Annotated in this window: 27 protein-coding genes; 20 read left to right on the top strand and 7 right to left on the bottom strand. The window is 61.6% G+C overall.

Features of this window, described 5'->3' with window-relative positions; genetic code table 11:
- From ACO6VD_RS18975 to ACO6VD_RS18960, 4 genes are all read left to right on the top strand, one after another.
- Positions 1-225, top strand: a 225-nt coding sequence (locus tag ACO6VD_RS18975; RefSeq protein ID WP_422421258.1) for a helix-turn-helix domain-containing protein, incomplete at its 5' end; no start/stop codon positions are given.
- 66 nt (positions 226-291) lie between these two features.
- On the top strand, positions 292-1641 hold the full coding sequence (mpl, locus tag ACO6VD_RS18970; RefSeq protein WP_422421256.1) for a UDP-N-acetylmuramate:L-alanyl-gamma-D-glutamyl-meso-diaminopimelate ligase: 1350 nt from the start codon (positions 292-294) through the stop codon (positions 1639-1641).
- Entirely contained in the window at positions 1638-2267 is a 630-nt protein-coding gene (ubiX, locus tag ACO6VD_RS18965; RefSeq protein WP_422421254.1) for a flavin prenyltransferase UbiX, read from the top strand. Before mpl ends, ubiX begins: the two co-directional genes overlap by 4 nt.
- Complete coding sequence (locus tag ACO6VD_RS18960) at positions 2264-2551, top strand: YceK/YidQ family lipoprotein (RefSeq protein WP_422421252.1); 288 nt, start codon at positions 2264-2266, stop codon at positions 2549-2551. The genes ubiX and ACO6VD_RS18960 overlap by 4 nt, the downstream gene beginning before the upstream one ends.
- 83 nt (positions 2552-2634) lie before the next feature.
- Here ACO6VD_RS18960 and ACO6VD_RS18955 read toward each other — a convergent pair whose 3' ends face one another.
- From ACO6VD_RS18955 to ACO6VD_RS18945, 3 genes are all read right to left on the bottom strand, one after another.
- Positions 2635-3279 carry an oxidoreductase gene (locus ACO6VD_RS18955; RefSeq protein WP_422421250.1) on the bottom strand — a complete coding sequence of 215 codons (645 nt, stop codon included), beginning with the start codon at positions 3277-3279 and terminating at the stop codon, positions 2635-2637.
- A 26-nt stretch (positions 3280-3305) separates the two neighbouring features.
- The gene (locus ACO6VD_RS18950; protein WP_422421248.1) at positions 3306-5036 is read right to left on the bottom strand and encodes a C13 family peptidase; all 1731 of its coding nucleotides are present in this window, start codon (positions 5034-5036) and stop codon (positions 3306-3308) included.
- Between the two features lie 88 nt (positions 5037-5124).
- On the bottom strand, positions 5125-5580 hold the full coding sequence (locus ACO6VD_RS18945; RefSeq protein WP_422421246.1) for a MaoC family dehydratase: 456 nt from the start codon (positions 5578-5580) through the stop codon (positions 5125-5127).
- Positions 5581-5749: 169 nt separating this feature from the next.
- Here ACO6VD_RS18945 and ACO6VD_RS18940 point away from each other — a divergent pair, with 169 nt between their 5' ends.
- From ACO6VD_RS18940 to ACO6VD_RS18930, 3 genes are read left to right on the top strand one after another with little or no spacing between them, the layout of a single operon-like run.
- Entirely contained in the window at positions 5750-6112 is a 363-nt protein-coding gene (locus tag ACO6VD_RS18940) for a CidA/LrgA family protein (protein WP_422421244.1), read from the top strand.
- A gap of 2 nt (positions 6113-6114) precedes the next feature.
- A complete protein-coding gene (locus ACO6VD_RS18935) occupies positions 6115-6825 on the top strand; it encodes an LrgB family protein (RefSeq protein ID WP_422421262.1) in 711 nt (236 codons plus the stop codon).
- Between the two features lie 9 nt (positions 6826-6834).
- On the top strand, positions 6835-7425 hold the full coding sequence (locus ACO6VD_RS18930; protein WP_422421242.1) for an LON peptidase substrate-binding domain-containing protein: 591 nt from the start codon (positions 6835-6837) through the stop codon (positions 7423-7425).
- Positions 7426-7429: 4 nt separating this feature from the next.
- Here ACO6VD_RS18930 and ACO6VD_RS18925 read toward each other — a convergent pair whose 3' ends face one another.
- Together ACO6VD_RS18925 and ACO6VD_RS18920 are read right to left on the bottom strand one after the other, a co-directional pair.
- Positions 7430-8746 carry a bifunctional DedA family/phosphatase PAP2 family protein gene (locus ACO6VD_RS18925; RefSeq protein ID WP_422421240.1) on the bottom strand — a complete coding sequence of 439 codons (1317 nt, stop codon included), beginning with the start codon at positions 8744-8746 and terminating at the stop codon, positions 7430-7432.
- Positions 8747-8750: 4 nt separating this feature from the next.
- Positions 8751-9443, bottom strand: coding sequence for a DNA-3-methyladenine glycosylase (locus ACO6VD_RS18920; protein WP_422421239.1), 693 nt, complete (start codon positions 9441-9443; stop codon positions 8751-8753).
- Between the two features lie 184 nt (positions 9444-9627).
- Between ACO6VD_RS18920 and ACO6VD_RS18915 the strand changes: the two genes are divergently transcribed.
- The 13 genes from ACO6VD_RS18915 (at position 9628) to ACO6VD_RS18855 (ending at position 21990) form a co-directional block, all read left to right on the top strand.
- Positions 9628-10899 (top strand): glutamate-5-semialdehyde dehydrogenase, encoded by a 1272-nt coding sequence (locus tag ACO6VD_RS18915; protein WP_422421238.1) that lies wholly within the window; start codon positions 9628-9630, stop codon positions 10897-10899.
- Between the two features lie 31 nt (positions 10900-10930).
- Positions 10931-11587: a nicotinate-nucleotide adenylyltransferase gene (nadD, locus tag ACO6VD_RS18910; RefSeq protein WP_422421260.1), complete on the top strand. Its 657-nt coding sequence runs from the start codon at positions 10931-10933 to the stop codon at positions 11585-11587.
- 44 nt (positions 11588-11631) lie between these two features.
- Complete coding sequence (gene rsfS, locus ACO6VD_RS18905) at positions 11632-12057, top strand: ribosome silencing factor (protein ID WP_422421236.1); 426 nt, start codon at positions 11632-11634, stop codon at positions 12055-12057.
- 9 nt (positions 12058-12066) lie between these two features.
- On the top strand, positions 12067-12534 hold the full coding sequence (rlmH, locus tag ACO6VD_RS18900) for a 23S rRNA (pseudouridine(1915)-N(3))-methyltransferase RlmH (RefSeq protein WP_010222895.1): 468 nt from the start codon (positions 12067-12069) through the stop codon (positions 12532-12534).
- 16 nt (positions 12535-12550) lie between these two features.
- Positions 12551-14440 carry a penicillin-binding protein 2 gene (mrdA, locus tag ACO6VD_RS18895; RefSeq protein ID WP_422421234.1) on the top strand — a complete coding sequence of 630 codons (1890 nt, stop codon included), beginning with the start codon at positions 12551-12553 and terminating at the stop codon, positions 14438-14440.
- Positions 14441-14478: 38 nt separating this feature from the next.
- The gene (rodA, locus tag ACO6VD_RS18890) at positions 14479-15582 is read left to right on the top strand and encodes a rod shape-determining protein RodA (protein ID WP_051939583.1); all 1104 of its coding nucleotides are present in this window, start codon (positions 14479-14481) and stop codon (positions 15580-15582) included.
- 17 nt (positions 15583-15599) lie between these two features.
- The gene (gene mltB, locus ACO6VD_RS18885) at positions 15600-16610 is read left to right on the top strand and encodes a lytic murein transglycosylase B (protein WP_422421232.1); all 1011 of its coding nucleotides are present in this window, start codon (positions 15600-15602) and stop codon (positions 16608-16610) included.
- On the top strand, positions 16610-17602 hold the full coding sequence (locus ACO6VD_RS18880; RefSeq protein WP_422421230.1) for a septal ring lytic transglycosylase RlpA family protein: 993 nt from the start codon (positions 16610-16612) through the stop codon (positions 17600-17602). The genes mltB and ACO6VD_RS18880 overlap by 1 nt, the downstream gene beginning before the upstream one ends.
- A gap of 135 nt (positions 17603-17737) precedes the next feature.
- Entirely contained in the window at positions 17738-18898 is a 1161-nt protein-coding gene (locus ACO6VD_RS18875; RefSeq protein ID WP_400171370.1) for a D-alanyl-D-alanine carboxypeptidase family protein, read from the top strand.
- Positions 18899-18974: 76 nt separating this feature from the next.
- A complete protein-coding gene (locus ACO6VD_RS18870; RefSeq protein ID WP_045199865.1) occupies positions 18975-19247 on the top strand; it encodes a DUF493 domain-containing protein in 273 nt (90 codons plus the stop codon).
- Positions 19247-19894, top strand: a complete 648-nt coding sequence (gene lipB / locus ACO6VD_RS18865; protein ID WP_422421227.1) for a lipoyl(octanoyl) transferase LipB — start codon at positions 19247-19249, stop codon at positions 19892-19894. Before ACO6VD_RS18870 ends, lipB begins: the two co-directional genes overlap by 1 nt.
- 2 nt (positions 19895-19896) lie before the next feature.
- Positions 19897-20895 (top strand): lipoyl synthase, encoded by a 999-nt coding sequence (gene lipA, locus ACO6VD_RS18860; protein WP_400171372.1) that lies wholly within the window; start codon positions 19897-19899, stop codon positions 20893-20895.
- A gap of 135 nt (positions 20896-21030) precedes the next feature.
- A complete protein-coding gene (locus ACO6VD_RS18855) occupies positions 21031-21990 on the top strand; it encodes a S66 peptidase family protein (RefSeq protein WP_422421225.1) in 960 nt (319 codons plus the stop codon).
- A 30-nt stretch (positions 21991-22020) separates the two neighbouring features.
- On the opposite strand, the gene ACO6VD_RS18850 is transcribed toward ACO6VD_RS18855, so the two are convergent.
- The gene (locus ACO6VD_RS18850; protein WP_422421223.1) at positions 22021-23337 is read right to left on the bottom strand and encodes a lytic murein transglycosylase; all 1317 of its coding nucleotides are present in this window, start codon (positions 23335-23337) and stop codon (positions 22021-22023) included.
- A gap of 61 nt (positions 23338-23398) precedes the next feature.
- Positions 23399-23554 (bottom strand): alternative ribosome rescue factor ArfA, encoded by a 156-nt coding sequence (gene arfA, locus ACO6VD_RS18845; RefSeq protein WP_422421221.1) that lies wholly within the window; start codon positions 23552-23554, stop codon positions 23399-23401.
- Positions 23555-23691 lie beyond the last annotated feature (137 nt).

Below are 23691 nucleotides of genomic sequence, written 5' to 3'. Positions count from 1 at the left end.
GTGGGAGCGGGCTTGCCCCGCGATGCGGTGTTTCAGACAGACCGCAATCGCGGGGCAAGCCCGCTCCCACCGGTGGCCCCATTGATGGATGCGGAGCGCAGTGCTTTGCTGGCCGCCCTTGAAGAACAGCGCTGGCACATGACCCATGTCGCCGCGCAGTTGGGGGTTAGCCGCAACACCTTGTATCGAAAACTTCGCAAACATGGCATCGCCCGTAGCCTTTGAGCGCAACACAGGGTGCGAATTCCTACGCGCTAGGCTACCCTGCCTCGACGTTTTGCGAGGTCGATAATGCACATTCACATTCTTGGTATCTGCGGCACTTTCATGGGTTCTCTGGCGGTGCTGGCCAAAGAACTCGGGCACCGGGTCACGGGCTCCGACGCCAATGTCTATCCGCCCATGAGCACTCAGCTTGAAGCCCAGGGCATCGAGCTGACCCAGGGTTATGACGCCGCCCAGCTGGATCCGGCGCCGGATCTGGTGGTGATCGGCAACGCCTTGTCGCGGGGTAACCCTGCGGTCGAGTACGTGCTCAACAAGGGCCTGCCTTATGTATCGGGCCCGCAGTGGCTGGCCGATCACGTTCTGCAAGGGCGCTGGGTATTGGCCGTCGCCGGCACCCACGGCAAAACCACCAGCAGCAGCATGCTGGCCTGGGTGCTGGAGCATGCCGGCATGAGCCCGGGCTTCCTGATCGGTGGTGTGCCGCAGAACTTTGCGGTGTCGGCCCGTCTGGGCGGCACGCCGTTCTTCGTGGTCGAAGCCGATGAATACGACAGCGCCTTCTTCGACAAGCGTTCGAAGTTCGTGCACTACCGTCCGCGCACTGCGATCCTCAATAACCTTGAGTTTGATCATGCGGACATTTTTCCTGATCTGGCAGCCATCGAGCGGCAGTTCCACCACTTGGTGCGGACAATTCCGAGCGAAGGCCTGGTGATTCATCCGACTACCGAGCCGGCCCTTGAACGCGTGATCAAGATGGGCTGCTGGACGCCGGTGCAAACCACAGGCGAAGGCGGGCAGTGGCAGGTCAAGCTGCTCAGCGCCGACGGTTCACATTTCGAAGTCAGCTTCGAAGGCGAACCTCAGGGCGTGGTCGAATGGGAGCTGACCGGTCAGCATAACGTCGCCAACGCCTTGGCTACCTTGGCCGCCGCTCGCCATGTTGGCGTGGTACCTGCCATGGGTATTGCCGCGCTGAGCGCATTCAAAAGCGTCAAACGGCGTATGGAGAAAGTCGCGGAAGTGCAGGGCGTGACCATCTATGACGACTTCGCGCATCACCCGACCGCTATTGCCACGACCCTTGACGGCCTGCGCAAGCGCATCGGCGATGCGCCACTGATTGCTGTGATCGAGCCGCGTTCCAACTCGATGAAGCTGGGTGCTCACCGTGATGGCCTGCCAGAAAGCGTCAACGACGCCGATCAGGTGATCTGGTACGCACCGCCTAACCTCGGCTGGGACCTGGCGGCCACCGCTGCCGAATGCAAGGTACCGGCCGTGGTCGCCGACAGCCTTGAAGCGATTATTGAGCGGGTGAAAAGCCAGGCCAAGCCCGGCACCCAGGTGGTGATCATGAGCAACGGCGGCTTTGGCGGGCTGCACGGCAAGCTGGCCGAGGCGCTGAAATGAGCGGGCCGGAGCGCATCACCCTGGCGATGACCGGGGCGTCGGGGGCGCAGTATGGTCTGCGCCTGCTCGATTGCCTGGTACGCGAGGACCGCGAGGTGCATTTTCTGATCTCCAAGGCGGCGCAATTGGTGATGTCGACCGAGACCGATGTGGTGCTTCCGGCCAAGCCTCAGGCGATGCAGGCGTTTTTGACCGAGTACACCGGCGCTGCCGCCGGGCAGATTCGTGTGTATGGCAAGGAAGACTGGATGTCGCCGGTAGCCTCTGGCTCCGGCGCGCCGGCGGCAATGGTGGTGGTGCCGTGTTCCACCGGTACGCTCTCGGCGATTGCCACCGGTGCCTGCAACAACCTGATCGAGCGCGCTGCCGATGTCACCCTCAAAGAGCGCCGGCAATTGATCCTGGTGCCGCGTGAAGCGCCATTTTCGAGCATTCACCTCGAGAACATGCTCAAGCTGTCGAACATGGGCGCGGTGATCCTGCCGGCGGCACCTGGGTTCTATCATCAGCCGCAGACCATTGATGATCTGATCGATTTCGTCGTGGCGCGGATTCTCAATCAGTTGGATATCCCCCAGGACATGCTGCCACGTTGGGGCGAGCATCACTTCGGCGCAGATGAATGAAGCGACTGCTTGGCGTAGTCCTGCTGGTGTTGCTGGTTAGCGGCTGCGCCACCGTGCGCACGCTGGATGCGGCCAAGCCGGGGGCGCCGCTGGTGTATAGCGGGACGCGTCTGGATTTGTATGCCTTGCAGGGTGGTTGTTGCGCCATGGACCGTTTCGGTGTCGAGGCGCCGCACTACCCGGGGCTGGATCTACCGGGGAGTGCCTTGCTGGATACCTTGTTGTTGCCCTTGTCGGTGTTGACCGCTTTGGGCGTGGGGTTCCAGGCTACTGGTGGGTTGTAACGGGTGAATTTATCGCGGGGCAAGCCCGCTCCCACAGTTGTCCCTGTGGGAGCGGCGGTGCGGCGACCCGACTTGCCCCGCGATTATTTCCCAAGCTTGCGCAGTTCGTCGGACTCGACAATACGAACCCCGTCCTGCTCTTCCAGCGCCAGACGCCACAGCGCCCGCGCCAGCTGGCATGCTTCAATCCCGCGGTATTTGCCAGGAATCAGCTTCGACAAAGGTCCGGCCAGGCGTTCGGCCAGGCGTGGCTCCGCCCGATCACCCAATAGCAGGGAGGGCCGGACAATAGTCAGTTGCGGCCAATCCTGGGCCTTCAGCGCGTATTCCATCTCACCCTTGACCCGGTTGTAGAAAATCGGCGATCTGCGGTCGGCGCCCAGCGCGCTGACCACCAGCAGATGGCGTGCGCCCATTTCCCGCGCACGCTTGCCGAACGCCACGACCATATCCAGGTCGACGGCGCGAAAGGCAGGTTCGGAGCCGGCCTGTTTGATGGTGGTGCCCAGGCAGCAGAAAGCGATATCGACACGACCCGCCAGTTGCGGCAGGAACACTGCCGGGTCGTCAGCGATCGGGTTTTCCAGATGTGGGTGTTTAGCCAAGGGGCGGCGGGTGGGGGCCAATACTCGGCTGACGGTCGGCTCGCTGAGCAGCCGATCGAGTAGATGTTCACCGGTGAGACCGGTGGCTCCGGCAAGCAGGATGTGCTGAGGCGTCAAGTACATGATGTCTCTCCCTTGTTACACTCAGCTTAGTGGTTGCCAGCATTTTTTGCATGCACTGTCGAGTTGCTCGCATTGCTCTGCAACGCTTTGCGTGCCTGTTGTTGGCGCAGTCGCTGCCAGTGTGCCAAGACCTCGCTGGGCGCCCAGATCTGCGGCTCGGAGGGATCAAAACCTTCCGCCGCCTCTCGCTCGGCAACACTGGCTTTGGCCAGCTCAAACGCCTGACGCAGATCGTCGGTCTGGTTCAGGGCCTGGGCGAACAGCGCGTCGCCGAAATAGGTGAAGTCGGCCTCTTCAGAACAGCCAAACGATACGCGGTCGGCGCGCGCGGCGGTCATGATCAGCGTTTTGTTGTCCTTGAGCGCGTCGATGTATCCCCCCGAGTAACAGGCCGAGATGACAATGACCTTGTCGCGGTCTTTCAATGGCGCCAGGGAATTGGCAAGGGCATCGGCGGGCAGGTCGGCCAGTTGCATGCGCGGCACGTCGAGCACCAGTTCGTGTTCAGCACTGCCATGACTGGTCAGGTAGATGAATACCAGGTCTTCGGGACCGCTGCGTTCGGCCAACCTGCGTGCGGCTCTGGCGAGGTTTTCGCGGGTCGCCAGCGGGCGGTCATCCAGGTGGTCGCGATGGTTGACCAGATTGACCTGGCCCACGGCTCCAAAGCGGCTCTTGAGCAGGTTGCTGACATAGTCGGCCTCACGCAGAAACACGCTTTGCTTGCCGTCGCCGGCCAGGGCCAGGCTGTACAGTTCGATATCTGGTGTCGATGCCGGCACCTTGGCCAGCGCCTGCTCCAGCAGGTGTCCTTGATTGAGCAAGGCCAGTTCCAACGGGTCGGGTAGCAGGCGGCCCTGTTCGTCGCGTACGCGCTGGCCGTTGACCCAGTAGCCGCTCTGGCTGCTGCCATCGCTCAAGGTCAAGCGGCCTTGGCCGTGATAGGTATCGTTGTCGAAGCCGCCGACGTAGAGGCTGCCGTCAGCCAACTGCAGGCGGCCCTTGCCGGAGAAGCGCCAGTCGTGGAAGTTGCCCTGGTAGTGGCTGCCGTCGGCGCCGATCAGTTCACCTTTGCCATTGAGCGTGCCGTCCTTGAACTGGCCGATCCACACATCGCCGTCGGTGCTTTCATAACGGCCACGGCCTTCGAGGCGGTTGTCGCGAAAGGCACCGATGTACTGGTCGCCTTCGGCACTGTTGAAGGTGCCGCTGCCTTCCAGCTGGCCGTTGACGAAGCGACCGCTGAACTGGTTGCCGCTGGCGTCGCTGCGAATGCCTTCGCCATTGGGTTTGCCACGGGCGAACAGGCCTTGGTACTGACTGCCGTCGGCAAGCTCCAGGTGTCCTGCGCCACTGTATTGGTCATCTTTGAACTGGCCGCGGTACAGCAGGCCGCTTTCTTTCAGGGTGCCCTCGCCATCGCGGCGGCCCAGTTTGAAGCTTCCGGTATAGCTGCTGCCCGGCGTCTTCAGGGTGCCTTGACCGTGGAACAGTCCCTGCTGGAACTGACCACGGTAGACCTCGCCGTTGCTGCCATGCCATTCACCTTGGCCGTGCCATTGGCCACCCTGGAAGTTGCCGGCATACCAGCTGCCGTTGGGGTAGTCGATGCGGCCTTCGCCTTGCAGCAGGCCATCGACCACCTGGCCCCGATAGCGACCGCCGTCGGGCAGGCGAGCGTCGGGTGGCGACAGGGGTTCGCCATCACCACAGGCGGTGAGCAGCAGGGTCAGGGCAAGCGGAACGAGTGGGCGCATGACGGGGTCCGGGCGGTTGAGGCCCCGAGTATGCCGCACAATGCACTGGCTGAAACAGCCGCAGCGGCTGTTTCAGTCGTGGGCTGTTTCAGACGAAGCAGAGTGTCAGCGGCTCGGCAATGTAGGCGGGCTTTTCCTGGCCTTCGATTTCCAGGGTGGCGGTGAATTTGAGCAGCCATTGGCCGGGCTTTTTCTCGAAGGCTTCGCTCAGGTCGACTTTGAGGCGGACTTTGCTGTCGACTTTTACCGGCTGGATGAAACGCACACTGTCCAGGCCATAGTTGACGACCATCTTCAGGCCTTCAGGCAGGACCAGGATGTCTTCCATCAGCTTGGGGATCAGTGACAGGGTCAGAAAGCCATGAGCGATGGTGCTGCCAAATGGCGTTTTCGCCGCCTTCACTGGGTCGACATGGATGAACTGAAAGTCGCCTGTGGCTTCGGCAAACAGGTTGATGCGTGCTTGATCGATGGTCAGCCATTCGGAACGTCCCAGTTCCTTTCCAACGTACTGCGAAAGCTCGGCAACAGGTACAAAGGGCATTGTGACTCTCCAGGTGATTTTTGGTTTTCTTATGATTTCGGCAGATTCGAAAGACTAAGATCAGCACGCCTGCACAAAGCGGTCAAGTCGCCATCTTTTCGGCGAATATCAGGTTATAGGCAAGTCGTTAGCGTGCTTATAATGGCCGCCAGGCCTGAAGGAGATAGTTATGCTGTTGCGTGGTTTGACCTGGCTGGTGTTGTTTCAATTGCTTGGGACGGCGATCAATCATCTGTTTGTGCCCATCTTGCCCGGGCCGATCATCGGTCTGTTGCTGCTGCTGGTGTTCCTCATGGTGCGCGGCGAAGTCGGCGCGCCGTTGAGCGAGGCGGCCAATAGCCTGTTGCGCTACCTGCCCTTGCTGCTGGTGCCGCCGGCGGTGGGCGTGATGGTCTATGCCGCGGATATCGCCGCGGACTTCTGGGCCATTGTCGGTGCCCTGGTGATCTCGGCGTTGATCACCCTGGCCTTTGTCGGGGTCTTGATGCAAAAGCTCATCGCCCGTCAGATCAAGCGCGAGGAGCAGCCATGAGTCTGGACTGGAGTGGCGCGCTGGACGCGGTCATTCATCACCCGCTGTTCGGTATCGGCATTACCCTGGGGGCGTACCAGCTGGTGCTGGCGGCCTATGAGAAAACCCGCTGGATTTTCCTCCAGCCGGTGCTGGTGTCGATGCTCGTGGTCATTGGCGTACTGCTCGCTTGTGGCCTGACTTACAGCGAGTACCGTAAAAGTACCGAGATCATGAGCATCCTCCTGGGGCCGGCAACCGTGGCGCTGGCGGTGCCGCTTTATCTCAATCTGCGGCGCATTCGCCAGCTGTTCTGGCCGACCTTTACTACGCTGGTAATCGGAGGGGTCGTGGCGACGGGCGCTTGTCTGTTGCTGGGCTGGTGGTTTGGCGCCGAGCATATGATCCTGATGACCATGGCGCCCAAGTCGGTGACTTCGCCGATTGCCATGCTGGTGGCTGAACAGATCGGCGGCGTGGCGGCCCTGGCGGCAGTCTTCGTGCTGATCACTGGAGTGATTGGGGCGATCTTCGGCCCGGGGCTATTGTCCCGTTGTGGCGTACACAGCCCGGAAGCGCGCGGCATGGCCCTGGGCGTAACCGCTCACGCCGTAGGTACGTCGGTGGCCCTGCAGGAAAGTGATGAATGCGGGGCCTTCGCGGCCCTGGCGATGAGCCTGATGGGGGTCGCCACGGCGGTGTTCCTGCCGCTGGCGGTCAGCCTGGTTGCTTGAGGAGTTGCAATGACGTTACCCCTGTTCCCGCTCAATACCGTGTTGTTCCCAGGCTGCTTCCTCGATTTGCAGATATTCGAGGCGCGCTATCTGGACATGATCGGCCGGATCATGAAGCAGGGCGGCGGCTTCGGTGTGGTGTGCATTCTTGAAGGCCAGCAAGTTGGCAGCGCGCCAACCGGGTTTGCGCAAATCGGTTGCGAAGCCGTGATTCGTGACTTTCAGCAGCAGGACAACGGGCTGCTCGGTATTCGGGTCGAGGGTACCCGGCGTTTTCGCGTCGGTCCTTTTGAAGTGCAAAAGGACCAGTTGCTCGTGGCTGATGTGTCCTGGCTGGCTGAGCAGGAGGATGTGCCGCTGGAGGATGACCACCACGACTTGCTGGCGCTGCTGCAAGCCCTGGGCGAGCATCCGATGGTTGAAGCTTTGGGCATGCCGGTGATAGTCAGTGGCCAACAGGGGTTGGCCAATCAGTTGGCCTACTTGTTGCCTTTTGTCGAGGAGGACAAGCTCGACCTGCTGGCCATCGATTCACCCAAACAACGCCTGGATGCAATCCAGGCGCTGCTCGATCGGTTGCAGGGCGAGCTGTTCGCCTAACGCCTCAGTACTGGTAGCGCAGCAGTGCGTGGGGCAGCGAATGCAGGCTGAAGAAGGTTAGCAAGGCCACGCAGGCCGGCAGAATCAACCACCAGACCTTCAACGGCAGGGCGGTCAGTGGTTCGCGGCGCTGGATCACGGTCAGGCTGGTGGCACAGATACAGCAGGCGAGCATGGCACCAGCCAGGATGTCGGTTGGCCAATGGGCACCCAGGTAGACCCGCGATAGCGCAATCGCCAGTGCCGGCAAACAGCCCAGCAAGATCCAGGTCAGGCGCATGCGCGCCGGCTGGCCACGACCAGCCAGTACCGCCAGCACCAGGAAAAACGCGAAGGCTGCCGAGCTATGCCCGCTGGGCATGCTGTAGGTGGTCAAGGGGTCGGTGAGGACTTCCGGGCGGGCGCGGGCGAACAGCCATTTCAGGCTGCCATTGGCCAGGGCGGTACCGATCAGTGTGGCGCCGGCAAAGATCGCCGGGCGCCATTGACGTGCCAGCAGCAACAGGCCGGTCAGCAAGCCGCCGAGGAAGAGCTGGGTACGAAAATCACCCATGCGCGTGATCAGTACCACGGTGCCATCGATGACATTGCTGCGATGTTCCTGGATCAGCGTCATCAAGCCCTGGTCGAACTCATGCAGATACGGCCAGCCGAGAAATAGCGCGGCCAACGCCACCAGACTGAGCAGGGCGATTATCCGGGTGCCGCCACGCAGGCTGCGCAAGCTGCAGTTGATGCTGACACCGAGCAGCAGTGCCAGGCCTGCGGAAATCAGCCCGGCATCCAGCCAGAAACCTTCGGGAAGCGGCAAACGCATCGCCGCACCCGTAGCCCAGCCGGGCAGCAGGTAGGCGACCGACCAGCCGGCACCGGCCAGCAGACTGACGGCGATAAAGCGTGGCAGGGGCATGTCGAACATGCCCGCGACCATCGGCAACATAGGCCGCAGCGGGCCGATGAAGCGACCGACCAGCAGGCTGGCGATGCCGTAGCGCTGGAAATAGGTCTCGGCGCCGCCGATCCATTCCGGATGGTGACGTAACAGCGGCAAACGACGGATGTTCTGATGAAACTTGCGCCCCAGGGTGTAGGAGATGGCGTCACCCAGCAGGCCGCCGAGGAACCCTAGCAGCAGGGTTTCGCCGAGTGACAGGGCGCCGCTGCCGGCCAGCACGGCCACGCCGAACAGCAGCACGGTACCCGGCACGATGATCCCGGCGATGGCCAGGCACTCCACGCAGGCCACCAGAAAAATCGCCAAGCCAAGCCATTGCGGGTTGGCGCCTAGCCAACCGGTAAGGCTGTCGAGCCATTGGCCCATCGTGTCAGTTTCCTTGTGTCAGTAAAAAGTAGTCCCGGCCTTCGACTTGACCCCGGCGCAGCGGGTTCCGTGTGCAGTGGCGGGCAAAGTCGGCGTCGACGAAACGAAACGGCAGATGTTCGTCGCGGCCAGTGGGAATGCCTAGGCGCGAGGTCTGGATAATGTGTTTCACATTAATACCGCAATCCTCGACGAACAGCTGTTCAGGGTCGAAGCGTTTGCCATCCCAGTGCGGCACCTTCAGGCCCAATGCCTTGCAGAGTAGCGTCTGCCCGGCACACAGACGCTCGATTGGGCGGGGTTGGCCGCTGGCGTCGGGGTTGTTCAGTTGCATCTGTGCCAGGCCGTTGTCGTCGCAGATGGCGTCGACAAAGGGATAGGCCGACTTGATCAGCACGGCATTCCCCGGGCCATGGGCGCTGAAGTTCAGCGAGTCGCCGCCACGGGCGTAATACATGTAGATGTGCCCGCCATCGAGGAACAGCGCCTTGCGCTTTTCCGTGTAGCCCAGCGACGCATGACTGCCCTTATCGCTCAGGTAATAGGCCTCGGTCTCGATGATCCGCGCCGACAGCCAGTAGGAGCCGTGGCGGTGACGGATGACCTTGCCCAGCAAGGCTTTGGCCAGCGCCTGGGCGTCGCGGTCGAAGAAACTGTCGGGCAAGGCCTGGGACGGGCAGGGGGCTGAGTCGGGCATGCGGGTGGTTTCGCGGTGGTCAGGGCGGCGATGATAGCAATTTCTGTCTTAATCTAGGCTGAACAGGGGCCGCTTTGCCGCCTATCGCTGACTGTTTTCGACCATCCGCCTGTCACCGCTGGGCGTGGGGCGGTGTGCCAGTTATAATCAGCCGATTTTCCCCTTCGCCAAGACCACTGAGCCCATGACTGAGTCCGTTCTTGACTACATGACCCGCCTGGGTCGCGCTGCCCGCGAGGCTTCCCGCGTGATTGGCCGTGCCAGCACCGCGCAGAAGAACCGCGCCTTGCAAGCCGCCGCCAATGCCCTGGACGCTGCCCGCGACGAATTGTCCGCCGCCAACGAGCTGGACCTGGCCGCCGGTCGCGCCAATGGTCTGGAAGCGGCCATGCTTGAGCGCCTGGCGCTGACCCCGGCCCGCATCGACGGCATGATTGTCGGATTGCGCCAGGTGGCCAGCCTGCCAGACCCGGTCGGTGCCATTCGTGACATGAGCTACCGGCCATCGGGTATTCAGGTCGGCAAGATGCGCGTACCGCTCGGGGTGATCGGGATCATCTACGAATCGCGGCCGAACGTGACCATCGATGCCGCCAGCCTGTGCCTGAAGTCGGGTAACGCCACCATTCTGCGCGGCGGCTCCGAAGCCATTCATTCCAACCGGGCGATTGCCGCATGCATTCAGCGTGGTCTGGCCGAAGCCGGCCTGCCGGCTGCGGTGGTGCAGGTGGTTGAGACCACCGACCGTGAGGCAGTGGGTGCGCTGATCAGCATGCCCAAGTACGTCGATGTGATCGTGCCGCGTGGCGGCAAGGGCCTGATCGAGCGGGTCAGCCGTGATGCGCGGGTGCCGGTGATCAAGCATCTGGACGGCATCTGTCACGTCTATGTGGCCGAGCACGCCGAGCTGGACAAGGCCCGACGCATCGCGTTCAACGCCAAGACCTACCGTTATGGCATCTGCGGGGCAATGGAAACCCTGTTGGTCGACCAGTCGGTTGCAGCAGATTTCCTGCCGGCAATGGCCCGTCAATTTCGAGAAAAAGGCGTCGAACTGCGCGGCTGTGAGCGTACTCGGCAGATTATCGAGGCGGTACCGGCTACTGAAGAAGACTGGAACACCGAATATCTCGCTGCGATCCTCTCGATCCGCGTAGTCGACGGCCTGGAGCAGGCGATTGAGCACATCAATCACTATGGCTCGCACCACACTGATTCCATCGTCACCGAACACCAGGGTCAGGCGCGGCAGTTCACTGCCGAAGTGGATTCGTCCTCGGTTATGATCAATACCCCGACCTGCTTTGCCGACGGATTCGAATACGGTCTGGGCGCAGAAATCGGTATTTCCACCGATAAGCTGCACGCTCGCGGCCCGGTCGGCCTTGAAGGCCTGACCTGTGAAAAATACGTGGTGATCGGCGACGGTCAGCTGCGTGGACAGGAGTCGCTCTGACTTGGCCGAGCGCAAACCGCTCGCTGCAGTCATGACGATGTCGCCCGCCCGGCGCATTGGCGTGCTCGGCGGGACATTCGACCCGGTTCACATCGGTCATCTGCGCAGTGCGCTTGAGGTGGCCGAAGGGCTGGCGCTGGACGAGCTGCGGCTGATGCCCAATGCTCGCCCGCCGCACCGCAACACGCCGCAGGTATCGGCCCAGGACCGTCTGGCGATGGTCCGTTGCGCGGTCGAAGGTGTGCCGACATTGTCGGTGGATGCGCGAGAACTGGCGCGCGACACGCCCTCGTATACCATTGAGACACTTGAACTGATGCGCGCCGAACTGGCCGCTTCGGACCAACTGTTTCTGCTGCTGGGTTGGGACGCATTCTGCGGTCTGCCCAGCTGGCATCGGTGGGAAGAATTGCTGCAACACTGTCACATCCTGGTGCTGCAACGCCCGGATGCCGACGTCGAGCCACCGGATGCCCTGCGCAACCTGTTGGCCGCACGCTCAGTCAGTGATCCGCAGGCCCTGGTCGGGCCGGCGGGACATATTGCATTCGTCTGGCAGACGCCGCTTGCGGTGTCAGCCACGCAGATCCGACAGCTGCTGGCCAGCGGCAAGTCGGTGCGGTTTCTGGTGCCGGACGCAGTACTGGCCTACATCGATGCGCACAACCTGTACCGTGCGCCGAACTGAGCGCGCTATCAGCGCCTCATACCTAAGAGTTGAATGAGTTTTATATGAGCAAGCAAGAAATGATTAAAGGCGAAGAGCTGGTCAAGGTAGCCGTTGCTGCCCTGGAAGACGTCAAGGCCCAGGACGTTCTGGTCATCGACGTGCGCGACAAGCAGAGCATCACCGACTACATGATCATCGCCACCGGTACCTCGAACCGTCAGATCGGCGCGATGCTGGACAAGGTCCGTGAAATGGTCAAAGCCCAGGGCGTGCGCCCGTTGGGTGAAGAAGGCAAAGGCGACAGCGACTGGGTGCTGCTGGACCTGGACGACGTTATCGTGCACATGATGACCGCCGCCGCCCGTCAGTTCTACGACCTGGAACGTCTGTGGAAAGGTGCCGAGCAGAGCCGTGCAGCCGACGGCAAGCACCACAGCCCGGAAAACACCCACGAGTTCTTCACCAAGCTCAACAAAGACCAGGAATAAGGAAGCGTCGTGCGTCTGCGTTTGATCGCGGTCGGCTCGCGCATGCCCAAGTGGGTTGAGGATGGCTGGCATGAATATGCCAAGCGCCTGCCCTCGGAGCTGTCGCTTGAGCTGGTGGAAATACCGCTCAACACCCGGGGCAAGAATGCCGATGTCGCCCGCCTGATCCGTCAGGAGGGTGAGGCCATGCTCGCCAAGGTCCAGCCAGGGGAACGGATTGTCACCCTGGAGGTCCATGGCAAGCCCTGGAGCACTGAGCAACTGGCGGTCGAGCTGGACCGCTGGCGCCTGGACTCGCGTACCGTGAACTTCATGGTCGGCGGCCCGGAAGGGCTGGCGCCGGAAGTCTGCGCGCGGGCCGAGCAGCGCTGGTCGCTGTCGCCGCTGACCCTGCCGCACCCATTGGTAAGGATACTGATCGGCGAACAGCTGTACCGCGCCTGGACCGTGTTGTCCGGGCATCCTTACCATAAATGAACCTGTAAGCCTTTCAATGACGCAGCCGATTCGCCTCAAGGATCACGAGAAAGACGCCCGTATGGTGCGCAGTCGCGTCGTGGTCGGTGCCGTGGCGATCGTCCTGCTGATCTGCGTGCTGATCGCGCGCCTGTATTACTTGCAGGTGATCCAGTACGACTACCACTCGACCCTGTCGGAAAACAACCGGGTGCATGTGCAGCCGATTCCGCCGACCCGCGGGCTGATTTTCGACCGCAACGGGGTGATCATCGCCGACAACCGGCCAAGCTTCAGCCTGAGCATGACCCGGGAGCGTTCCGGCGACTGGCAGCAGGTGCTTGATGTGATCGTCGAAGTGCTGGAACTGACCCCGGACGACCGTACCCTGTTCGAAAAGCGCATGCGCCAGGGGCGGCGGCCGTTTGAGCCGGTGCCGATCCTGTTCGAGCTGACGGAAGAGCAGATTGCCCGGATTGCGGTGAATCAGTTCCGCCTGCCCGGTGTTGAAGTGGTGGCCCAGTTGGTCCGCCATTATCCGCAGGGGGCGCATTTCGCGCACTCGGTGGGCTATGTCGGGCGAATCAACGAGAAAGAGCTCAAAAGCCTTGATCCGGTCAATTACAGCGGCACCCACCATATCGGCAAAACCGGTATCGAGCGCTTCTACGAGCCTGAGCTGCACGGCCAGGTCGGCTATGAAGAAGTCGAGACCAACGCCCGTGGCCGGGTATTGCGGGTGCTCAAGCGCACTGACCCGATCCCCGGCAAGGACATTGTCCTGAGCCTCGACATCAAGCTGCAGGAGGCCGCCGAAGCCGCACTGGGCGGGCGACGCGGCGCTATCGTCGCGCTCGATCCGAATACCGGCGAAGTGCTGGCAATGGTCAGCCAGCCGAGCTTCGACCCTAACCCATTCGTCACCGGTATCAGCTTCAAGGCCTACGCCGACCTGCGCGATTCGATCGACCGCCCGCTGTTCAACCGCGTGCTGCGTGGCCTGTACCCGCCGGGTTCGACCATCAAGCCGGCAGTGGCCATCGCCGGCCTCGACAGTGGCGTGGTCACGGCCAGCAGCCGGGTGTTCGACCCGGGCTACTACCAGTTGCCCAACTATGACCACAAATACCGCAACTGGAACCGCAGCGGCGACGGCTGGGTCGACCTGGACCTGGCGATCATGCGCTCCAACGACACCTACTTTTACGACCTGGCGCACAAGATGGGCATCGACCGTCTGTCCAGCTACATGAACAAGTTCGGTCTCGGGCAGAAGGTCTCCCTCGACATGTTCGAGGAGTCCGCCGGGCTGATGCCGACCCGCGAATGGAAGCGCGCCACCCGCCGCCAGGCCTGGTTCCCGGGTGAGACGCTGATCCTCGGTATCGGCCAGGGCTACATGCAGACCACACCACTGCAGATGGCCCAGGCCATCGCACTGATCGCCAGCAAGGGCAAGTGGAACCGTCCACATCTGGCCAAGACCATCGAAGGTCTGCCACCTGTGGATGACAACCCGATGGAAGACATCGTCCTGCGCGACAAGTCCGACTGGGCCAGGGTCACCCACGGCATGGAGCAGGTGATGCACAACGCCCGCGGTACCGCCCGCGCTGCCGCCGCCGGGGCCCAGTACCGGATTGCCGGCAAGAGCGGTACCGCCCAGGTGGTAGCGATCAAGCAAGGCGAGAAGTATGACCGCAACAAGGTTCAGGAACGCCACCGTGACCACGCCCTGTTCGTCGGCTTCGCCCCGGCAGAGAACCCGAAGATCGTGGTCTCGGTCATGATCGAAAACGGCGAGGCCGGTGGTCGCGTCGCAGCGCCAGTGATGCGTCAGGTGATGGACGCCTGGTTGCTCGACGAGAACGGCCGACTCAAATCCGAGTTCGCTCCCGCCACCGTTGTTCAGGAGTCGGCCCAGTGAAGAACAATTTCGATCGCATGCTCTCCAGTGAGGATGTGATGCGCCGCCGCGCCAGCTTCCTGCAGCGCATCCACATCGACGGCCCCTTGTTGATCCTGCTGCTGACCCTGGCGGCGGGCAGCCTGTTCGTCCTCTATTCGGCCAGCGGCAAAAACTGGGATCTGCTGCTCAAGCAGGCCAGCTCGTTCGGTATCGGCCTGGTCTCGATGTTTGTCATCGCTCAGCTGGAGCCGCGATTCATGGCGCGCTGGGTGCCGTTGGCCTACGTCTGCGGGGTGATCCTGCTGGTGGTGGTGGACGTCATGGGCCACAACGCCATGGGCGCCACACGTTGGATCAACATTCCCGGGGTGATTCGCTTCCAGCCCTCGGAGTTCATGAAAATCATCATGCCGGCCACCATCGCCTGGTACCTGGCCAAACGTTCGCTGCCGCCGCACCTCAAGCACGTGATGATCAGTCTGATCATGATTGGTGTGCCGTTCATCCTCATCGTCCGTCAGCCGGACCTGGGCACGGCGTTGCTGATCCTCGCCTCGGGCGCCTTCGTGCTGTTCATGGGTGGACTGCGCTGGCGCTGGATCCTCAGTGTGCTCGCGGCAGCAGTGCCGGTGGCCGTGGCCATGTGGTTCTTCGTCATGCACGACTACCAGAAGCAACGGGTACTGACCTTCCTCGACCCGGAAAGCGATCCGCTGGGCACCGGCTGGAACATCATTCAATCGAAGGCCGCCATCGGCTCCGGCGGTGTGTTCGGCAAGGGCTGGCTGCTGGGTACCCAGTCGCACCTGGACTTCCTTCCGGAAAGCCACACCGACTTCATCATTGCCGTGCTTGGTGAGGAGTTTGGTCTGGTTGGCATCTGCGCGCTGCTGCTGATCTACCTGTTGCTGATCGGCCGTGGCCTGGTGATTACCGCTCAGGCCCAGACCCTGTACGGCAAGCTGCTGGCGGGCAGCCTGACCATGACCTTTTTTGTCTATGTGTTCGTCAATATCGGCATGGTCAGCGGCCTGTTGCCTGTAGTGGGTGTGCCGCTGCCCTTTATCAGTTACGGCGGAACTTCGTTGGTGACGCTGCTGTCAGCGTTTGGCGTATTAATGTCGATCCATACGCATCGCAAATGGATTGCACAGGTTTGAATAAGGTGAAGAATTACATGCAAGCAATGCGTGGCTGGGTAGCTCGTTGTGCGCCCTGGGTCGGCCTGTTGGGGCTGCTCGGGAGTGGCCAGCAAGCGACGGCCGGGGATTATGACGGCTCGCCCCAGGTAGCTGAATTCGTCGCGCAAATGACCCGCGACTACGGCTTTGCCGATGAGCAATTGATGGACGTGTTTCGCGACGTCAAGCGCAAGCAGTCGATCCTCGACGCCATTTCCCGTCCGGCCGAGCGGGTAAAGCCCTGGAAGGACTATCGCCCGATGTTCCTCACTGACGCCCGGGTTGCCCGTGGCGTGGATTTCTGGCGTCAGCATGAAGCGACCCTGGCGCGCGCCGAGCAGGAATACGGCGTCCCGGCCCAGGTGATCGTGTCGATTATCGGTGTTGAAACCTTTTTTGGCCGCAATACCGGCAACTACCGGGTGATCGACGCGCTGTCCACGCTGGGCTTCGATTACCCGCCTCGGGCAGATTTCTTCCGCAAGGAGTTGCGTGAGTTCCTGCTGCTGACCCGCGAAGAGCAGGTCGACCCGCTGACCCTCAAGGGGTCCTACGCCGGTGCCATGGGCTTGCCGCAATTCATGCCCAGTAGCTTTCGTGCTTATGCGGTGGACTTCGACGGTGATGGCCACATCAATATCTGGAACAACCCGGATGATGCCATCGGCAGCGTTGCCAGCTACTTCAAGCGTCATGGCTGGGTCGCCGGCGAGCCGGTGGTCAGCCGTGCCACAGCCACGGGTGATCGTATCGATGAGGGCTTGACCCCCGGTATTGACGCGGTCAAGACGGTCGGGGAGTTGCGGGCATTGGGCTGGTCAAGTCATGATGCGCTGCGCGATGATCTGCCGGTCACCGCTTTCCGGCTTGAAGGCGACAACGGCCCCGAATACTGGCTGGGCCTGAAAAACTTCTACGCGATCACTCGCTACAACCGCAGCGTGATGTACGCGATGGCGGTACATCAGCTATCGGACCTGCTGGTTCAAGCACGGGGCGCCAAGTAATGCGCGTATTGTTTTCTGATACATCTCTGAAACTGATCGGCTGCGCAGCCATGGGCTTGATGCTGGCCAGCTGCTCGTCGAGCAAGCCCGCGCCGCAAAGCACCAATAATGTAGTGCGCGCCAAGCCAGGCCTGGACATCAACCGGGCACACAAGGACGGCGCACCGTGGTGGGACGTCGATGTCTCGAAGATCCCCGACGCCACGCCGACCGTGCATACCGGTAACTACAAGGCCAACCCTTATACGGTGCTGGGCAAGACCTACTTCCCGATTCAGGAATCGCGCAACTACCGCGCCGAAGGGACGGCGTCGTGGTACGGCACCAAGTTCCATGGGCAGAACACCGCCAACGGCGAGGTCTATGACCTCTACGGTATGAGCGCGGCACATAAAACCCTGCCGCTGCCGGCCTACGTCAAGGTTACCAACCTCGACAACCACCGCAGTGTGATCCTGCGCGTCAACGATCGCGGTCCGTTCTATTCGGACCGCATCATCGACCTGTCGTATGCCGCAGCGAAGAAGCTCGGTTATGCCGAAACCGGTACCGCGCGCGTGCGTGTCGAAGGCATTGATCCGAAGCAATGGTGGGCCCAACGTGGCCAGCCGGCGCCGATGGTCCTGGATCAGCCGCAGGTTGCCCAGACCCAGGCGTTTACGCCCAGCACCGGCGCCGTCGAGCAGTGGACGCCGCCACCGCAACAGCATGCCGCCGCGGTCGTACCGGTGCAGGTCGCCAGTAACCAGGCCAGCAATGGTCTTTACTTGCAGGTCGGCGCCTTTGCCAACCCGGATGCCGCCGAGCTGTTGCGTTCCAAGCTGAGCGGCATGGTCAGCGCACCGGTCTTTATCAGTTCGGTCGTACGTAACCAGCAGACCCTGCACCGGGTGCGCCTGGGGCCGATCAACAGCCAGGGCGAAGCCCAGCAGATGCAGGACAGTGTGCGCTTGGCCAATCTTGGCCAGCCGAAAGTTGTCACGGCAGACTGATCGGGGGGACTGGTCGGTTTGTCATGCAAGCGGGCGGAACAGCCATGTACAATGGCCGTTTTGCTCGCAAGGCCAAGTGCCTGAACACGTTTTGCCCATGAGGGGCATGAGCCCATTAGCCATTTCGAGAGACGGATGAACATCACCACCTTTGCCAAACGCCTTTGCCTGCTTGTACCGCTGATGATCGCCCCTGCCGCCTTCGCGGCGGAGCAGATGATGCCGTCGCCGCCGCAACTGGCAGCCAAGTCCTACGTGCTCATGGAAGCGTCCAGCGGTAATATCCTGGTCGAGAACAATGGTGACGAGCGTCTGCCACCGGCCAGCCTGACCAAGCTGATGACCGCCTACATCGCGACCCTGGACATCCGTCGCGGGCAGATCGGCGAGAACGACCCAGTGACCGTCAGCGAGAACGCTTGGCGCACCGGTGGTTCGCGCATGTTCATCAAGGTCGGCACCCAGGTCAGCGTCAGCGACCTGCTGCACGGCATCATCATCCAGTCGGGCAACGATGCCAGTGTCGCCCTGGCCGAGCACATCGCCGGCAGCGAAGACGCTTTCGCCGACATGATGAATAAGACTGCCGCTGACCTGGGCATGACCAACAGCCACTTCATGAACCCGACCGGCCTGCCGAACCCCGAGCATTACTCGTCGGCTCACGACATGGCCGTGCTGGCGCGCGCAATCATCCACGAAGACCCTGCGCACTATGCGATCTACTCGCAGAAAGAGTTCTTCTGGAACAACATCAAGCAGCCTAACCGTAACCTGCTGCTGTGGCGCGACAAGACTGTCGATGGCCTGAAAACCGGCCACACCGACGAAGCCGGCTACTGCATGGTGTCTTCGGCCGTGCGTGACGGTATGCGTCTGATTGCCGTGGTCTTCGGTACCAACAGCGAGCAGGCCCGTGCTGCCGAAACCCAGAAGCTGCTGACTTACGGTTTCCGCTTCTTCGAAACCCAGACCTTCTACCAGAAGGGCACCGAGCTGGCCCAGGCGCAAGTCTGGAAGGGCGCGACCAATCAGGTTAAAGCCGGTCTGGCCCAAGACCTGAGCATGACTTTGCCTAAAGGCCAATTGAAGAAACTGGCTGCAAGCATGACCATGAACCCGCAACTGACCGCGCCCATCGCCAAAGGTGACGTGATCGGTAAAGTGGAAGTCAAACTGGATGACAACGTTGTACACAGCGCTGATCTGATCGCGCTGGACGCTGTTGAGGAAGCTGGTTTCTTCGGCCGGGTGTGGGATAGCATTCGGCTATTCTTCTACGGGCTGTTCAACTGATATCGTGACCAGCCACGCCCCCGCCAACTCACGCGGGGGCGTTGTTGTTGCCACGGCTTACGAGGCCGTTACTGCCATGACCGAAGCTGACAAATCGCACAAAATCGAATTCCCCTGCGCCGACTACCCGATCAAGGTAATCGGTGACACCGTGGTCAATTTCAAGGATACGGTCATCGAGATCCTGAAAAAGTACGCCACGGTCGACATGAGTACCCTGGCCGAGCGCCAGAGCAAGGAAGGCAAGTACACCACCGTACAGTTGCACATCATCGCTACCGGTGAAGACCAGCTGCACGATATCAACAGCGCCCTGCGTGCCACCGGCATCGTAAAAATGGTGCTGTGATGCCGACAAGCCTCGGCTTTCGCGACCTGGGATTATTGCCTTACGAGCCGGTGCTCAAGGCCATGCAGCGGTTCACCGACCAGCGTGGCCCTGAAGCCAGTGACGAAGTCTGGTTGGTGGAGCACCCTGCGGTGTTTACCCAGGGCCAGGCGGGCAAGGCCGAGCACCTGCTGGTGCCCGGCGATATCCCGGTGGTGCAGACCGACCGAGGCGGCCAGGTGACCTATCACGGTCCCGGCCAGTTGGTGGCTTACCTGTTGCTGGATGTACGCCGGCTCGGGTTTGGTGTGCGCGATCTGGTCTCCCGGATCGAGCGCTGCCTGATCGAGTTGCTGGCCAGTTACGACGTCGAGGCAGCGGCCAAGGCCGATGCCCCGGGCGTTTATGTCGATGGGGCGAAGATCGCCTCCCTCGGCCTGCGGATTCGCAACGGCTGTTCTTTCCATGGCCTTGCCTTGAACGTGGACATGGACCTTGCGCCATTCCGCCGGATTAACCCCTGCGGGTATGCGGGGCTGGCCATGACCCAGCTGCGCGACCAGGCAGGCTCGATCGAACTCTCTGAGGTAAGGGCAAGGCTGCGCGGGCAGCTGGTCAAGCACCTCGACTATGCTGAGCAGACGACCCTTACGGGCGGAATATTCTGAATATGACTACTGTTGTGCAAGAACCAGTGCAAAGCGTGACACCGGCGCCACGGCCCAAGGTCGAGGCGGGTGTCAAACTGCGTGGCGCGGAAAAAGTCGCGCGTATCCCGGTAAAGATCATCCCCACCGACGAGTTGCCGAAGAAACCCGACTGGATCCGCGTGCGCATCCCGGTTTCGCCGGAAGTCGACCGTATCAAGCAACTGCTGCGCAAACACAAGCTGCATAGCGTGTGTGAAGAGGCTTCCTGCCCGAACCTGGGTGAGTGCTTCTCCGGTGGTACTGCAACCTTCATGATCATGGGTGACATCTGCACCCGTCGCTGCCCGTTCTGTGACGTCGGCCACGGTCGTCCGAAGCCTCTGGATGTCGACGAGCCGAAGAACCTCGCCGTCGCCATTGCCGACCTGCGTCTGAAGTACGTGGTGATCACCTCGGTAGACCGCGACGACCTGCGTGACGGTGGTGCCCAGCACTTTGCCGACTGCATCCGTGAAATCCGCGCGTTGTCGCCGGGCGTGCAGCTGGAAACCCTGGTGCCGGACTACCGTGGGCGGATGGACGTGGCCCTGGCGATTACCGCCGAGACCCCGCCGGATGTCTTCAACCACAACCTGGAAACCGTCCCGCGCCTGTACAAGGCCGCACGTCCGGGCTCCGACTACCAGTGGTCGCTGACCCTGCTGCAGAAGTTCAAAGAGCTGGTGCCGCACGTGCCGACCAAGTCCGGCCTGATGTTGGGTCTGGGCGAAACCGACGAAGAAGTGATCGAAGTGATGCATCGCATGCGCGAGCACAACATCGACATGCTGACTCTTGGCCAGTACCTGCAGCCATCGCGCAGCCACTTGCCGGTACAGCGCTTCGTGCATCCGGATGTGTTCGCCTGGTTCGCTGAAGAAGGCCTGAAAATGGGCTTCAAGAACGTCGCTTCCGGTCCGTTGGTGCGCTCTTCGTACCATGCTGACCAGCAGGCACATGAGGCCAAGATCAAGCTCTGATCGCGGCTGTGCCCGATGCCGATGCCTGCTTGCCAGCGGCATCGGCATTTTTGTTTCCGGTGCTATTTTCCGCCCGCCATTTGACCGTCAACGCTGCTAGGGTTGATGCTCAAGTCCAAACAAGGAGCCGTCTGGATGAATCTTCCTTTCGATCAGAAGCCAGCGCTGAAATCAGGTGGTTCAATGCTGCCAAAGGCGCTGCCAGAGAGTGGCCGTATCGCCATCATCGCACCCGCCGGACCGGCCCAGCTCGATACGCTCAAGGCGATCCAGTGGTTCGAAACGCGTGGTTATCAGTGCCGGATCTATCCAGGGGTAACCGAGGTTCAGGGATATCTGGCGGGTAGCGACGCGACGCGGCTGGCGGATCTGCATGCGGCGTTCGCTGCGCAGGATGTGGATGCCATTATCTGCTTGCGTGGTGGATACGGCAGTATCCGCCTGCTTGAGGGGCTCGATTATGACTTGTTGCGCAAGCATCCCAAGCCCTTTGTCGGCTATAGCGATATCACCGCGTTGCACTGTGCGATTGCCCGCCATGCCGGTTTCGTGACCTTTCATGGGGCAATGCTCAAGTCCGAGTTGCTGGCGCACAAGCAGGCGCCTTCTGTGTCTTCTTTGTTCGAGCTGCTCAGCGGGCGTTTGAAGTGTGGTGATACGTTGCAGCACCCACAGAGTCATCCTTTGAGCGCTATCGTCGCTGGCGCTGCCTCAGGGCGGTTGATGGGCGGTAATCTGGCAATGCTATGTGCAACCTTGTGTACACCGGCAGAACTCGATTGCCGGGATGGCATTCTGTTCATCGAGGATGTCAACGAGCCGCTGTACCGCATCGACCGGTTACTGACCCAGTTGCGTCTGGCCGGCAAGTTCGAAGGGCTGCGCGGGGTACTGGTCGGTGATTTTGCCGGCCTGACCGTGCAGGCACTGACGCCGATACTGCGGGAAGTGTTTGAACCGTTGCAGGTCCCCGTGCTGGCCGGTTGGCGCAGCGGTCATTGCGACCCCAACATCACCTTGCCAATGGGCGCGCAGGTGTACCTGGACGCTGATCGACGTTGCCTGCAATTGCAGCAAGCGCTGTTCGCAGAATAAAAAAACGCCCCTGAACAGGGGCGTTTTCATTTAGCGCTGGCGCAGATTTTCCAGCAGCTTATGGGTCGGATAGCCATCGGCCGGCCAGCCCAGTGCCTGTTGCGCATTGCGTATCGCTTTGCGGGTGTTGGCACCAATGATGCCGTCGGCGGTACCAGCGTCGTAGTTTTTGGCGCTGAGCAGGGTCTGCAACTCGACGCGCTCGCTGCGGCTCAGTGGCAGGTCGTCTTTTGGCCAAGGGCCGGCAATGTAGCCCGATCCATCAAAGCGCTGACCGAGCAGGCCCACCGCCAGTGCGTAAGACGACGAGTTGTTGTACTTCAGGATTGCGCGAAAATTATCCAGCACCAGGAACGCCGGGCCACGATACCCGGCAGGTAGCAGCAGGGCGGCGGACAATTGCTCGCTGCCGGCTGGCAGACGCACGCCGGTTGGCAACTTCAGACCCAGCTGCATCCATTCGGATACGCTCTTGCGCTGGGCGCCATCGGCCAGCCAGTAATCGAAGCCCGGTGTCAGTTGCACCTCGAAGCCCCAGGGCTCGCCGCGTTTCCAGCCGGAGCTTTGCAGGTAATGAGCGGTAGAGGCCAGGGCGTCGGCGGAGCTGTTCCAGATATCCCGGCGGCCGTCGCCGTCGAAGTCCACCGCGTGAGTGTTGTAGGTGGTAGGGATGAACTGGGTCTGGCCCATGGCACCGGCCCAGGAGCCTTTCATCGCGTCAGGCTGAATATCGCCGTTCTGCAGGATCTGCAGGGCTGCGATCAGTTGCGCCTGGGCAAAGGCCGGGCGACGGCCTTCATAGGCCAGCGTTGCCAGGGAGCGGATCACCGATTTGCTGCCCTGGAACTGGCCGAAGTTGCTTTCCATACCCCACACCGAGACCAGCACATTGCGGTCGACGCCGTAGCGTTGCTCGATCTGGCTCAGGAGTTCGGCGTGCTTCTCCAGCAGGGCTTTGCCGTTGCGTACGCGCAACGGTGACAGTGCGCCGTCCAGGTACTCCCAGACCGGCCGGGTGAACTCTGGTTGGCTGCGGTCGGCCTTGATCACGTCCATATCGGGTGTGACGCCGAGGAACGCGCTGTCGAAGGTTCTGCTGTTGATACCGGCTTGCAGGGCTTGCTGACGGAAGCCCGCTTGCCACTGGGCAAAGGTTTGCAGCGGTTGGATTTCAGTGCTGGTGTCGACAGCGGGGTTTGGCACGGTCACGACCGGGGCGGGCTGGGCGGGGGCCAGCGGCAGCGCATCGGCGGCGGTGGGTTTTTCCGCACAGGCGACAAGCAGGATGAGGCTGGAGGCAGCAATCAGCTGGCGAGGCTGCCAGCGACGGGAAAGACAAAAGGGCATGCACAGGTCCAGGTATTTCAGGTCAGGTGTCGACCATACCATGCCTGCCGAATTCTTGCTTTTATGCAGCCAAAAAGTAAGAAGCCTCCCAATCTCTCGATTGGAAGGCTTCGCGGCGGTAGCTGCCTTTGCCTTTGCCTGCTGGTTCCTGGCGGCTGCGGAACAGGGGTTGGGCGACAATTGACTTGGCCTTGTTGGGCCTGGGCTTTTTGCTCATGGCAGGGTTCCTGTGAGGGGGCACACAATATAGGGGGCGAAAGTATCGGGGGGGGGGGGAGGGACTCATGACCAGGGGGTTCGGCTCCAGGGCGGGGACGGATCTTACCGTGGGAAACGCCCCCTCCCGCTGGGGTT

It is taken from the genome of Pseudomonas sp. GZD-222 (genome assembly GCF_049310525.1).
GTDB lineage: Bacteria > Pseudomonadota > Gammaproteobacteria > Pseudomonadales > Pseudomonadaceae > Aquipseudomonas.
Note: the sequence above shows the minus strand (reverse complement) of the source record. Positions and strands in the feature narration are given on the sequence as shown.